This is a genomic window from Sinorhizobium fredii USDA 205 (genome assembly GCF_001461695.1).
In the GTDB taxonomy this organism is placed as follows: domain Bacteria; phylum Pseudomonadota; class Alphaproteobacteria; order Rhizobiales; family Rhizobiaceae; genus Sinorhizobium; species Sinorhizobium fredii.
Window position 1 is genome coordinate 29,522 of the sequence record NZ_AUTC01000099.1, and the last position, 12,918, is coordinate 42,439.

Consider the following 12,918-nt stretch of genomic DNA (forward strand, 5'->3'; position numbering starts at 1 on the left):
ATCTTTTCGTCATTCCATCCATCCTCATATAGGGTCGTTTCGCTTGGCAAGAACCATCATCGAACTGAAAAATGCGGACCTGACCCTCGGAGAGGCGGCAGCCTCGGTGCATGTGCTGAAGGGCGTGAGCCTGACCGTCAATGCCGGCGAATCCGTCGGCATCGTCGGGCCGTCCGGTTCGGGGAAGTCGACGCTGCTGATGGTCATGGCCGGCCTGGAGCAGCTCGACGGCGGCGAGATCGTCATCGACGGCACGGCACTCCACCGCATGAGCGAGGACGAGATCGCCGATTTCCGCGGCCGCAATATCGGCATCGTCTTCCAGTCCTTTCATCTGATCCCCAACATGACGGCGCTTGAAAACGTCGCGGTGCCGCTGGAGCTTGCCAATGTCCGCGACGCCTTCGACATCGCCCGCCGGGAGCTTGTCGCCGTCGGGCTCGGTGAACGGCTGACGCACTATCCGGGGCAGCTTTCCGGTGGCGAGCAGCAGCGCGTCGCGATCGCCAGGGCGCTGGCGCCGTCGCCGAAACTCTTGATCGCCGACGAGCCGACGGGCAATCTCGACGCCGAGACCGGCCGGCAGATCGCCGATCTGCTCTTTGCCGAGCAGCGCGAGCGCGGCATGACGCTCATTCTCGTCACCCACGATGCGGCACTCGCCGGGCGCTGCTCGCGGCAGGTGCGGGTCCGTTCGGGCGAGATCGTCTCCGGCGCCGAGGCCGCGCCGCTGGCCGAACCGGCGCGCTCCGAGGCCGCATCTGCATGAGCGCGGCGACAGCGATCCGCAGCCTTCGGCCGTTCCTCGCCCTTCGCCTGGCGCTGCGGGAGATGCGCGGCGGCCTCAAGGGCTTCTATATCTTTCTCGCCTGCATCGCGCTCGGCACGGCGGCGATCGCCGGCGTCAATTCGCTGTCGCAGTCGATCAGCGCGACGATCGCCTCGCGGGGGCAGGAGATCCTTGCCGGCGACATCCGCTTCGAGCTCAACAACCGCGTCGCGACGCCCGAGGAGCGCGCCTTCCTCGACGGGCTTGGCGATGTTTCGGCGTCCGCCGGGCTGCGCTCCATGGCGCGCCTTCCGGACGGATCGAACCAGGCACTGGTGGAACTGAAGGCGGTCGACAGCGCCTATCCGCTCTATGGCGTGCTCGAAAGCGAGCCCGTAAGGCCGCTCTCCGACCTGTTGTCGAAACAGGGTGATGTGTATGGTGCCGTTGCCGCACCGTTGCTCCTCGAGCGGCTCGGCATTGCTCCAGGCACCGAGGTCCTCGTCGGCAACGCGCGGATCCGCATCAATGCCACGCTCATCCGCGAGTCCGATACGCTCTCCGACGGTTTCGGCTTCGCGCCGCGGCTGATGGTGTCGGCCGAGGCGCTCGCCACTTCCGGCCTTGTGCAGACCGGCAGCCTCGTCGAACACAGCTACAAGATCAGGCTCGCCGACCCGTCGCGCGTTGCTTCGATCCGGACGGAAGCGCAGTCCCGTTTCCCGGCGGCCGGCTGGTCGATCCGCACCAGCAGCAATGCCGCCCCGTCGCTCAACGCCAACATCACCCGCTTCTCGCAGTTCCTGACGCTCGTCGGGCTGACGGCGCTGATCGTCGGCGGCGTCGGCGTCGGCAATGCGGTGCGGTCCTATCTCGACGGCAAGCGCGGCGTCATCGCCACCTTCAAGTGCCTCGGCGCGCCCGCCTCGCTGGTGGCGACGATCTACCTCGCGCAGATCCTGATGATCGCGTCGATCGGCATCGCCATAGGCCTCGTCATCGGCGCCTTGATCCCATTCGTAGCGGCCCAGTTCCTGGCCGATGTGCTGCCGGTTTCGACGTCCTTCGAGCTCTATCCCTCGGCACTCGGCCTTGCGGCGCTCTTCGGTTTCCTGACGGCGCTTGCCTTTGCGGTGCTGCCGCTCGGCCGGGCCCGCCGGGTCCCGGCCACGGCGCTTTTCCGCCAGCAGGGTTTCGAGCCAAGCGATTTTCCCGCCTGGCCTTATCTCGCGGGCGCGCTCATCTGCCTGGCAGCGCTCGCCGGTCTCGCCGTCTGGACGGCCTATGACCGCTATATATCGCTGATCTTCCTCGGCGCGATCGCCTTCGCCTTCATCGTCCTGCGCGCCGTGGCATTCCTGATCGGCTGGCTGGCGCGGCGAAGCCCGCGCGTCCACTCGCCGGCCCTCCGACTGGCGATCGGCAATATCCACCGCCCGGGTGCCCTGACGCCGTCGGTCGTCCTGTCGCTCGGGCTGGGCCTGGCGCTTCTGGTCACGCTGGCGCTGATCGACGGCAATCTGCGGCGCGAACTGACCGGCAACATGTCGGAGCGCGCGCCCAATTTCTTCTTCGTCGATATCCAGGGTCACGAGATCGATGGCTTCCGGTCGCTGCTCGGCGACGCCATGCCGAAGGGCAAGATCATCGAGGTGCCGATGCTGCGCGGCAGGATCGTCGCCCTCAACGGCGAGGATGTGAACAGCCGCACCGTGCCGCCCGGCGGGCAATGGGTGCTGCGCGGCGACCGCGGCATCACCTATGCGAAGAACAAGCCGGAGAATTCGACCCTCACCGAGGGCGCCTGGTGGCCGGCGGATTACAGCGGCGAGCTGCTGGTCTCCTTCTCGGCGGAGGAAGCCGGCGAACTTGGCCTGAAGATCGGCGACACGGTCACGGTCAACGTGCTCGGCCGCAACATCACCGCCCGGATCGCCAATTTCCGCAATGTCGAATGGGAATCGCTGTCGATCAATTTCGTCATGGTCTTCTCGCCGAACAGCTTCGCCGGAGCGCCGCATGCCTGGCTGGCTACGATCATCGATCCGAATGCGACGGCCGCCGAGGAGGCGGCGGTGCTGAAATCCATCACCAATGCCTATCCGACGATCACCAGCGTCCGCGTCAAGGACGCGCTCGATATCGTCAACACGCTGCTCGGCCAGCTCGCGACGGCCATCCGCGCCGCCGCCGCCGTGGCGCTCGTCGCATCGGTGCTGGTTCTCGCCGGGGCGCTCGCTGCCGGGAACCGGGCGCGCATCCACGACGCGGTGGTGCTGAAGACCCTCGGCGCGACGCGGGGAACGCTGATCCGCGCCTTCAGCTACGAATACTTCATTCTCGGCCTGGCCACCGCCGTTTTCGCGCTGCTGGCCGGCGGTGTTGCCGCCTGGTTCGTGGTCAGCCGGATCATGACGCTGCCCTCGAACTTCCTGCCGGACGTCGCCGTCGCGACGGTCGCCGTCGCCCCGTCGTGACGGTCGGTATCGGTCTTGCCGGAACCTGGCGCATCCTCGGGCAGAAGGCCGCTCCGGTCCTGCGCGAGCTGTAGCGGCGCGATTAACCGTAAATCACCCTTGTTTGATCGCTCAAACGCCCGGCTTTGCGCGATTCCGGCCCCGTCAGGTCTTGTGCGGCGCGGTTTTCATCATCATATTTGTCCACAGGCATGCTGGAGCCCCGCAGCGGCGCCTGGGCGTGAGCTGATACAGACACTTGCCGCCCGACACCGTAGTTCCAACCGGGGCTTAAAGAGGAAACAATGGCTGATCTGAGAAACTACCAAACCCGAATGTCGCCCGCCGGCGCTCAGGCGGGTGCCGTGATCGATGAAGGCCTTCGCGCTTACATGCTGAAGGTCTACAACCTTATGGCCCTCGGCCTGGCGATTACCGGCGTGGCAGCTTACGGAACCTATGCGCTTGCCGCCTCCAATCCGGCATTCGCCCAGCTCATCTACGCCTCGCCGCTGAAGTGGGTCGTGATGCTGGCACCTCTGGCGCTGGTCTTCTTCATGAGCTTCCGCATCAACTCCATGAGCGTTTCCGCCGCCCAGACGACGTTCTGGATCTACGCCGCGCTGATGGGCCTTTCGTTGTCCTCGATCTTCCTGGTCTTCACCGGGCAGAGCATCGTGCAGACGTTCTTCGTGACGGCCGCCTCGTTCGGGGCGCTCTCGCTTTACGGCTACACGACGAAAAAGGATCTGTCGGGCTTCGGCACGTTCCTGATCATGGGCCTGTTCGGCCTGATCATCGCGTCGATCGTCAATATCTTCCTTGCCTCGTCGGCGCTCGGCTTCGCGATCTCCGTCATCGGTGTTCTGGTCTTCGCCGGTCTGACCGCCTACGACACGCAGAAGATCAAGGAAATGTACTTTGAAGCCGATGATGTCGCGGTTGCCGGTCGAAAGGCCATCATGGGCGCGCTGACGCTCTACCTCGACTTCATCAACCTGTTCATGTTCATGCTGCAGTTCCTGGGCAACAAGAACGAGTAGTCGGGACCGAATTGACGAAGAAGGCGGCTCCGGCCGCCTTTTTTGTTGTGGCGAATCTTGATCGATCGCGTCGCTTCATGCGAAGGCTGTGGTAATCGCAACGACGAAACCCGCCATGACTTTCACGCTTCGCGACGCCGTCGCCGCCGACCTTGCCGCAATCACCGAGATCTATCGCGAATCCGTCCTGAACGGCGTGGCGACCTATGAGGTGACGCCGCCTTCCGAGGCGGAGATGGCGCTGCGCTTTTCGACCATCACCGGCAACGGCTATCCCTATGTCGCCGCCGTGGATGAGCGAGGCATCGTGCTCGGCTACGCCTATGCCTCCGCATTCCGCACCCGGGCCGCCTATCGCTTCCTGGTGGAGGATTCGATCTATCTGGCGCCGGAAGCGCGCGGCCAAGGCATCGGCAGGGCGCTGCTCGAGGAACTGGTCAGGCGATGCACGGCACTCGGTTTCCGCCAGATGGTGGCGGTGATCGGCGGCGCCCATCCCGCCTCGATAGCCGTTCATCGGGCGGTCGGGTTCGAATACCAGGGAACGATGAGGGCGACCGGCTACAAGCACGGGCGCTGGCTTGACACGGCGATCATGCAGCTTCCGCTCGGCGAGGGAACGGCCAGCCTGCCCGCCGAGGGCGCCTATCCGGATACGCTCTATCGCAGTTGAGCGGATGGTCCGGTCCGCTGCTCCTCATCCGCCTGCCGGCGCCTTCCCCCTCTCCTCGAGTTTAACCCGAGGAGAGGGGCAATTTTCGAGGCAGATCGTTGGTCACGTTTCGACGAGCTTCAGCACCTTGTCGAAGACCTTGAGGACCTGTGTCAGCTCGTGGCCGCGCTTCAAGATCGTGCCCTGGGCGTTCAGCACGCTGTAGGCGCCCTGCTTGGCGGCAAGCTTCGGGTTCTTCTCGATCCGGTAGAGCGGGACCTCCCCGGCGCGCTTGAACACCGAAAAAACGGCGCGATCCTTCAAATGGTCGATCGCATAGTCGCGCCATTCGCCTTCGCCGACCATGCGGCCGTAGAGCCTCAGAATCATGTCCAGTTCGCGCCGTTGGAAGGTTATCGGCGGTGGGTTCTTGGCTTGCTTGTATTCGTGAAAATCGACGACCACATTCGTGGTCTGGCCCTGATGATGCGCTTCGCCCTCCGGCAAATCCGATTGATCAGTCATCGGCATTTCGGCCTTCTGATGTGACAGGACGATGACAGTGTGCCTGACGAGAGACGAAAAGCAAGCCGGAAGCTGTTGGTAAGGCGGGCAATTCTTGCCCTTGCCGCAATTCAGTCAAATCGCCGCCCCAATTGATCGCAAAACTCCGACCCGCTGCCGGACAGAGTCGTTGCCACCGTATGTCCGGACAGGTTGTCATGCTGCGGGAGGTTTCCGAACGCGGACATGGCCGGTTCGGTCCGGTAACTTCGAACCCTCAGCCCCAGCCCCTCGATGCTGCCGGGCCGAACCATCCCTCTACAGCGCCGCGCGTCCGATCGGACGTGCCAAGGTCGCTGTAGCACCTTGAAATGCTGCATGATTTTGTCCTTAAATCGATTACGATTTAAGGAATCATGCAGTAGCCAGTAGTCGGCTGCAATTCCGAATCAAAGCGCCGTCGTCGGAGCGCCTAGAGCTTGCCTTGCGGGCCGGCGAGCAGGGTTGCGGCGCCGATGATCGGGCCCGGTGTTTCCGCATCCTTCATCGATTGCAACAGGATGGCGCAGCCGCTGTTGCCGCGCCCCTCGATCAGCACCGAGGCGGGCAGCGTGAATTGGGCGGGCTTGCCGTCCCACATGCCGATAGTCTGAATATCCTTGACCGCGTGCCAGTAGGCGATCTCTTTGCCCTTGTTTTCACCTCTTTCGACTTTGACTTCCCGGGCCCGGTCGAAATAGACGACGACGACATTCGCCTTGCCCTCGCCGGCGCCGACCTTGATGGAGATTTCCTCGCCGCCCATCGAGGCATCGACCGGCACGGCGAGTCCGCCGCCGCTGGCGCTCATCGTCGTCAGGCGGGTCTTGATCGCCTGCAGGTCGGAGCCGTTCGTGTGGTCACGGCCGTTCAGGACCACCTGGGGCGTGTAGACGCCGCTTCGGCCAAGCATCCGGGCATAGGCATATTGCCGCTCGGTGTTCTCCTTGGTCGCCAGCGTGTCGGTCCAGCCGAGATAGTTCCAGTAATCGACGTGATAGGCGAGCGCCACGACGTCGCCCTCATCGATGAGCTTTTTCAATGCGGCGTCGGCCGGCGGACAGGACGAACAGCCCTGGCTGGTGAAGAGCTCGACGACACCCTTGAACGCCTTGCCGTTGTCTGCCGCCGCCGTGCCGCCGACGGCACCGAGAAGCCCTATCGTCAGGGCCAGGCGGCGGATCATCGGCGTCGAGGCGAAAGTCATGGCTTCCCTTGCGTTTGTCGGGCGGGCGTCTTTCATCAGGGGAGTACATTACATACGACGGCCGGGTTTCAACAGAAAGTCACGTTGGAGTGACCTGCCGTTCCGTTGGGGAAAACGGCGAGGACGCCCGGGCAGCGGCGGACAGCAAAAGGCCGGGGCATCGGCTGATGCCCCGGCCAGATACCAGATCGAGTGATGCGCGAACTGCGACGGATAGCCTTTTTTCCCGCTGCAGTCAGGCGACCGGATCAGGCCGCGAGGTCGCGCAGAACCGTCTGCAGGATGCCGCCATTGTTGACGTAGGTCACCTCGTCCAGCGTGTCGATGCGGCAGATGAGCGGCACTTCCTTCACCGAACCGTCGCCATAGGTGATCCTGGCGACGCGTTTTTCGCGCGGCTGGACGTTGGCGAGACCGTCGATCGTCACGACCTCGTCGCCCTTCAAGCCGAGCGATTCCCAGGTCATGCCCTCTTCGAAGACGAAGGGGATGACGCCCATGCCGACAAGGTTCGAGCGGTGAATGCGCTCGAAGGACTGGGCGATGACCGCCTTGACGCCGAGCAGGTTGGTGCCCTTGGCCGCCCAGTCGCGCGACGAACCGTTGCCGTATTCGACGCCGGCGAAGATGACCAGCGGAACGCCCTCTTCCTTGTACGTCATGGCCGCATCGTAGATCGAGATCTCTTCCTTGGACGGATAGTGGATGGTGTAGCCACCTTCCTTGCCGTTCGGGCCGAGCATGTGGTTGCGGATGCGGATATTGGCGAAAGTGCCGCGCATCATCACTTCATGGTTGCCGCGGCGGGTGCCGTACTGGTTGAAGTCGGCAACCGTCACGCCATGGCCGAGCAGGTAGGAGCCTGCCGGCGACGCGGCCTTGATCGAACCGGCCGGAGAAATATGGTCGGTGGTGATCTTGTCGCCGAAGAGGCCGAGGACGCGGGCGCCCTTGATGTCGGAAATCCCGGCGCCCTTCTTGCCCATGCCGACGAAATAGGGTGGGTTCTGGACATAGGTGGAGGCTTCGTCCCAGGCATAGGTCTGCCCGGCCGGAACCTGGACCGCCTGCCAGTTTTCGTCGCCCTTGAAGACGTCCGCATATTTGGACGCGTAGAGCTCGCGGGTCACATACTTGAAGATGAACTCCTGGATCTCCTGCGAGGTCGGCCAGATGTCCTTCAGGTAGACGGGCTTGCCATCCTTGTCGTCGCCGATCGGCTCCTTGGTCAGATCCTTCTGGACCGTGCCGGCGAGCGCATAGGCGACGACGAGCGGCGGCGAGGCGAGGTAGTTCGCCTGGACGTCCGGCGAGATGCGGCCTTCGAAGTTGCGGTTGCCGGAGAGAACGCCGGCGGCGATCAGGCCCTTGTCGTTGATCGCCTTCGAGATCGGCGCCGGCAGCGGGCCGGAGTTGCCGATGCAGGTGGTGCAGCCGAAGCCGACGAGGTTGAAGCCGAGGGCGTCGAGATCGGTCTGCAGGCCGGACTTGGCCAGATATTCACCGACGACCTGCGATCCCGGCGCCAGCGAGGTCTTGACCCAGGGCTTGGTCTTCAGGCCCTTGGCGACGGCGTTGCGGGCCAGCAAACCGGCGGCGATCAGCACCGACGGGTTCGAGGTGTTGGTGCAGGAGGTGATCGCGGCGATCGCGACGTCACCATGGCCAAGGTCGAAATCCGTGCCTTCGACGGCATAGCGGTTCGCAAGCTGGCCGGGCTTCTTGTAGTCGTTTTCGAGTGCGGTGGCGAAGCCCGAGGCGATGTTTTCCAGCGAGATGCGGCCTTCCGGACGCTTCGGGCCGGCCATCGACGGCACGACATCGCCGAGGTCGAGTTCCAGCGTGTCGGTGAAGACGAGCTCGGAGCCGTCGCCGTCGCGCCACATGCCCTGTGCCTTCGAATAGGCCTCGACCAGCGCGATGCGCTGTTCTTCACGGCCCGACATCGTCAGGTAGTTGATCGTTTCGGCATCGACCGGGAAGAAGCCGCAGGTCGCGCCGTATTCCGGACCCATGTTGCCGATCGTGGCGCGGTCGGCGAGCGTCATGTTGTCGAGGCCCGGGCCGAAGAATTCGACGAACTTCGAGACGACGCCCTTCTTGCGCAGCATCTGCACGACGGTCAGCACCAGGTCGGTCGCGGTGACGCCTTCCTTCAGCTTGCCCGTCAGCTTGAAGCCGATGACTTCCGGCAGGAGCATCGAGACCGGCTGGCCGAGCATGGCGGCTTCGGCTTCGATGCCGCCGACGCCCCAGCCCAGCACGCCGAGGCCGTTGATCATCGTGGTGTGGCTGTCGGTGCCGACGCAGGTATCCGGGTAGGCGGTGATTTCGCCGTTCTCTTCGCGGGTCCAGACCGTCTGGCCGAGATATTCCAGATTGACCTGGTGACAGATGCCGGTGCCGGGCGGCACGACGCGGAAGTTCTTGAAGGCCTGCTGGCCCCATTTCAGGAAGCGGTAGCGCTCACCGTTGCGCTGGTACTCAAGTTCGACGTTGCGGGCAAAGGCCTGCGGCGTGCCGAATTCGTCGACGATCACCGAGTGGTCGATGACGAGATCGACGGGCACGAGCGGATTGATCTTTTCCGGGTCGCCGCCGAGCGACACCATGGCGTCGCGCATCGCGGCGAGGTCGACGACGGCCGGAACGCCGGTGAAGTCCTGCATCAGCACGCGGGCCGGACGGTAGGCGATTTCGTTTTCCGCAGTGCCCTTGTCGCTGAGCCATGCGGCGACGTTTTCGATGTCCTTCTTGGTGACCGAGCGGTCATCCTCGTTGCGCAGGAGGTTTTCCAGCAGCACCTTCATCGAATAGGGAAGCTTCGACACACCGGCGAGGCCGTTCGCTTCCGCTTTCGGCAGGCTGTAATAGACATAATCCACGCCATTGACCGTGAGCGTGGAGCGACAATTGAAGCTGTCTAGGGACTTGGACACTGGAAATACCCCGTTCCGTCTGATCGCCAAAAACTGACGTACGAACGCCCGAGCGCCTGTGAGGCGCGAAATGGGATGCGGGTGCGGCCATTTCCGCTGTCCGTACGTGGAATGTCATTCCAGGTTCGGCGCTTGGATGAAATTCACGCCGACCGCTGGCGTGTTGGCCGCCTTATAGATAATTTCTTGAAATCGTGCCAGACCAACCAAGGGTCAATCGGAACTTTTTTTGCTCTGCAGAAGAGAACATCAGGGAAAGCTTAAAATTGATGCGCCTGCTGGTAGAGAGTTTGAGCGCGAGGCGCGGCGAAGACTTGATTTTCCACGATATTTCCTTTGTTCTTGCAACCGGCGAAGCACTGGTTGTGACCGGTCCGAACGGCTCGGGAAAGTCGACTCTGCTGCGCGTTCTGGCCGGCCTTCTTCAGGCCGAATCGGGGCGGGTATCGCTCAAGGACGGGCCTTCCGGCGTCGAGCACCCGCGCGAGCTCAGCCACTATCTCGGCCACCGCAATGCGATGAAGCGCGAGTTGACCGTCGCGGAAAATCTTTCTTTCTGGCGACGCTTCCTCGGCAATTCGCCGGGCGGCTCCGGCATCGATCTTGCAGCGGCCGCCGCGGCCGTCGGCCTTGCCGGCATCATCCATCTGCCCTTCGGCTATCTTTCCGCCGGGCAACAGCGGCGCATGGCCATGGCGAAGCTGCTCGTCGCCTATCGGCCGATATGGATTCTCGACGAGCCGACGGCCGCGCTCGATGCCGGGGCGGACAGGCTCTTTGCCGGGCTGGTCGCAGGCCACCTCGAGCGCGGCGGCATGGTCATCGCCGCCACCCACCAGTCGCTGGGGATCGGCCAGGCGAAGACGTTGCAGATGACGGGGTTCGCGCATTGATCGCTCTCTTCTTCCGTGACCTGAAGCTTTCGGTGCGGGCCGGCGGCGGCGCGATGATCGGCGTGCTCTTCTTCATGACGGTCGTCTCGGTGATCCCCTTCGGCGTCGGGCCGGATCTCAATCTGCTCGCCCGGATCGGCGCGGCGATCCTCTGGATCGGCGCGCTGCTCGCTTCGCTGCTCGGCCTCGACCGGCTTTTCCAGGGGGAGCGCGAAGACGGCTCGCTCGATCTCATGCTGATGCACGAGACGCCGCTCGTTCTCACCGTCTTCGTCAAATGCGCCGCCCATTGGGCGGCCACCGGCCTGCCGCTGGTGGTCGCCTCGCCGTTTCTCGGCCTCTTCATGAACATGGACGAGCTTGCCATCGGCGCGACCATGCTCACGCTCCTTGCCGGGACGCCGGCGATCACCTTCATCGGGGCGGTCGGCGCGGCCGTTGCCGTGGCCCTGCCGCGCGGCGGGCTGCTGGTCTCGATCCTCGTACTGCCGCTCGCCATCCCGGTGCTGATCTTCGGGGTCAGTGCGGTCTATGCGGCGATCGAAGATCCCGCCCCCTTCCTGCCGCCTTTCATGATATTGATGGCGATAACCCTGTTCTTCGCGGTGATCGGACCAGTGGCGGCGGCCGCCGCTCTCAGGCATTCGGCCGACTGAAGGCTGCTGCGCTCCGACGGGACAGACGGCAGCCTTCACGTCCTTGTTTTGTGCATGCCGTGTCTCAAAACCGCTATATTGACGCAATCGTGATTGACCAGGGTCAATTGCGGAAGGAGGTCTTCCGCGTTAAAGAGCCGTCATGAACGAAATCAGCCTGGCCATCCGCAAATTCAGCGATCTCGCCAACCCGACCCGGTTCCTGGCGCTGGCCGATCGCGTCTTGCCGTGGTTTGCCGCTCTGACCGTGCTGTTCTTCGCCGCCGGCCTCTGGCTCTCCTTCACCACCGAGGGCGACTACCAGCAGGGCGAGACGGTGCGCATCATGTATGTGCATGTGCCATCCGCGTGGCTCTCGATGATGTGCTACACGGTGATGGCGATCTCGGCGCTCGGCACGCTGGTCTGGCGCCATCCGCTCGCCGACGTCTCGGCCAGGGCGGCGGCGCCGATTGGCGCCTCCTTCACCTTCCTGGCGCTCGTCACCGGCTCGCTCTGGGGCAAACCGATGTGGGGAACCTGGTGGGTATGGGATGCGCGGCTGACCTCCGTCTTCGTGCTCTTCCTCATGTATCTCGGGCTGATGGCGTTGAACCGCGCCATGGACGATCCGGCCCGTTCGGCCCGCGTCTCGGCGGTGCTGGTGCTGGTCGGCTTCGTCAATATCCCGATCATCAAATTCTCGGTCGAATGGTGGAACACGCTGCACCAGCCGGCCAGCGTCATGCGCCTCGACGGTCCGACCATCGATCCGGAGTTCCTGTGGCCGCTCATCGTCATGGCGGTCGGCTTCACGCTCCTGTTCTTCACGCTGCACATCGCGGCGATGCGCAACGAGATCTGGCGCCGCCGGGTGACGTCGCTGAGGCGGCAGGCGGCCCGCAATGCCGGACGGGAGAGCTTGGCGCCATGATGAGCCATGCAGCCTATGTGATTGCCAGCTATGTCGTCGCCTTCGCGGTCGCTGTGGGGCTCGTCCTCTGGGTCGTCGGCGATGGCCGCGCCCGGCAGCGCGAATTGAAGGCGCTCGAAGCCGCCGGCATTCGCCGTCGTTCGGCGGAAGCGCCGGGCGGAGAAGCCCAATGACGAGCACCCAGGCGCCGCAGCCGGACGAACGCAGGCCCGGGGCTTTGGGCTATCTGCTGGCGGCCCTGCCGCTTTTGATCTTCGTGGCCCTTGCACTGATCTTCTGGAGCCAGTTGAACTCCGGCCGGGACATCAGCGAGATCCCCTCGGCGCTGATCGGCACCAAGGCACCGCAACTCGATCTGCCGCCGCTCGAGGGCGCCACGACGCCCGCCGGCGAGCCGATGCCGGCGCTCGCCGATGCAGCCGTCAAGGGCAAGCTGACGCTCGTCAATGTCTGGGCCTCCTGGTGCGTGCCCTGCCGGCAGGAACATCCGATCATCCTCGAACTCTCCAAGGACCCGCGCCTCACTGTCGTCGGCATCAACTACAAGGATCGCAACGACAACGCGCTCCGGTTCCTCGGCGAGCTTGGAAATCCTTTCTCGGCGATCGGCACCGATCCGAACGGCAAGGCAGCGATCGACTGGGGCGTGTATGGGATTCCCGAGTCGTTTCTGGTCGGCGCGGATGGCACGATCCTCTATAAGCGCGCCGGTCCTTTCGATGAAAGAACCTTGAAGGACGGGCTGCTGCCAGCGATCGAGAAGGCGCTAGCGGGGTCGTAAGCGGCATTTGCCCCTCATCCGGCCTGCCGGCCACCTTCTCCCCGCAGGCGGGGAGAAGGGGACGTG

Annotated in this window: 11 protein-coding genes and 1 pseudogene; 9 read left to right on the plus strand and 3 right to left on the minus strand. The window is 64.0% G+C overall.

What is annotated here, in order from left to right; translation table 11 throughout:
* The first annotated feature begins 43 nt into the window (after positions 1 to 43).
* The 4 genes and pseudogenes from N181_RS10475 (at position 44) to N181_RS10490 (ending at position 4,941) form a co-directional block, all read left to right on the plus strand.
* On the plus strand, positions 44 to 769 hold the full coding sequence (locus N181_RS10475; RefSeq protein ID WP_014330154.1) for an ABC transporter ATP-binding protein: 726 nt from the start codon (positions 44 to 46) through the stop codon (positions 767 to 769).
* Positions 766 to 3,320, plus strand: a pseudogene (locus N181_RS10480) (ABC transporter permease). Before N181_RS10475 ends, N181_RS10480 begins: the two are co-directional and overlap by 4 nt.
* Positions 3,321 to 3,530: 210 nt before the next feature.
* Entirely contained in the window at positions 3,531 to 4,268 is a 738-nt protein-coding gene (locus N181_RS10485; protein ID WP_014330152.1) for a Bax inhibitor-1/YccA family protein, read from the plus strand.
* Between the two features lie 115 nt (positions 4,269 to 4,383).
* Positions 4,384 to 4,941 (plus strand): GNAT family N-acetyltransferase, encoded by a 558-nt coding sequence (locus tag N181_RS10490; protein WP_037393929.1) that lies wholly within the window; start codon positions 4,384 to 4,386, stop codon positions 4,939 to 4,941.
* 102 nt (positions 4,942 to 5,043) lie between these two features.
* Here N181_RS10490 and N181_RS10495 read toward each other — a convergent pair whose 3' ends face one another.
* The 3 genes from N181_RS10495 to acnA all read right to left on the minus strand — a co-directional run bounded on the left by N181_RS10495 (position 5,044) and on the right by acnA (position 9,609).
* On the minus strand, positions 5,044 to 5,451 hold the full coding sequence (locus N181_RS10495) for a DUF2794 domain-containing protein (RefSeq protein ID WP_080577395.1): 408 nt from the start codon (positions 5,449 to 5,451) through the stop codon (positions 5,044 to 5,046).
* Positions 5,452 to 5,896: 445 nt separating this feature from the next.
* The gene (locus N181_RS10500; protein WP_037393976.1) at positions 5,897 to 6,670 is read right to left on the minus strand and encodes a DUF1223 domain-containing protein; all 774 of its coding nucleotides are present in this window, start codon (positions 6,668 to 6,670) and stop codon (positions 5,897 to 5,899) included.
* Between the two features lie 248 nt (positions 6,671 to 6,918).
* Positions 6,919 to 9,609, minus strand: a complete 2,691-nt coding sequence (gene acnA / locus N181_RS10505) for an aconitate hydratase AcnA (RefSeq protein WP_037393923.1) — start codon at positions 9,607 to 9,609, stop codon at positions 6,919 to 6,921.
* 269 nt (positions 9,610 to 9,878) lie between these two features.
* Between acnA and ccmA the strand changes: the two genes are divergently transcribed.
* The 5 genes from ccmA to N181_RS10530 all read left to right on the plus strand — a co-directional run bounded on the left by ccmA (position 9,879) and on the right by N181_RS10530 (position 12,852).
* Complete coding sequence (gene ccmA / locus N181_RS10510; RefSeq protein ID WP_037435864.1) at positions 9,879 to 10,502, plus strand: heme ABC exporter ATP-binding protein CcmA; 624 nt, start codon at positions 9,879 to 9,881, stop codon at positions 10,500 to 10,502.
* Entirely contained in the window at positions 10,499 to 11,158 is a 660-nt protein-coding gene (ccmB, locus tag N181_RS10515) for a heme exporter protein CcmB (RefSeq protein ID WP_060563366.1), read from the plus strand. Before ccmA ends, ccmB begins: the two co-directional genes overlap by 4 nt.
* Positions 11,159 to 11,300: 142 nt before the next feature.
* The gene (locus N181_RS10520; RefSeq protein WP_037393897.1) at positions 11,301 to 12,071 is read left to right on the plus strand and encodes a heme ABC transporter permease; all 771 of its coding nucleotides are present in this window, start codon (positions 11,301 to 11,303) and stop codon (positions 12,069 to 12,071) included.
* Positions 12,068 to 12,244: a heme exporter protein CcmD gene (ccmD, locus tag N181_RS10525; protein WP_080577392.1), complete on the plus strand. Its 177-nt coding sequence runs from the start codon at positions 12,068 to 12,070 to the stop codon at positions 12,242 to 12,244. Before N181_RS10520 ends, ccmD begins: the two co-directional genes overlap by 4 nt.
* A complete protein-coding gene (locus tag N181_RS10530; RefSeq protein WP_037393894.1) occupies positions 12,241 to 12,852 on the plus strand; it encodes a DsbE family thiol:disulfide interchange protein in 612 nt (203 codons plus the stop codon). The genes ccmD and N181_RS10530 overlap by 4 nt, the downstream gene beginning before the upstream one ends.
* Positions 12,853 to 12,918: the final 66 nt, after the last annotated feature.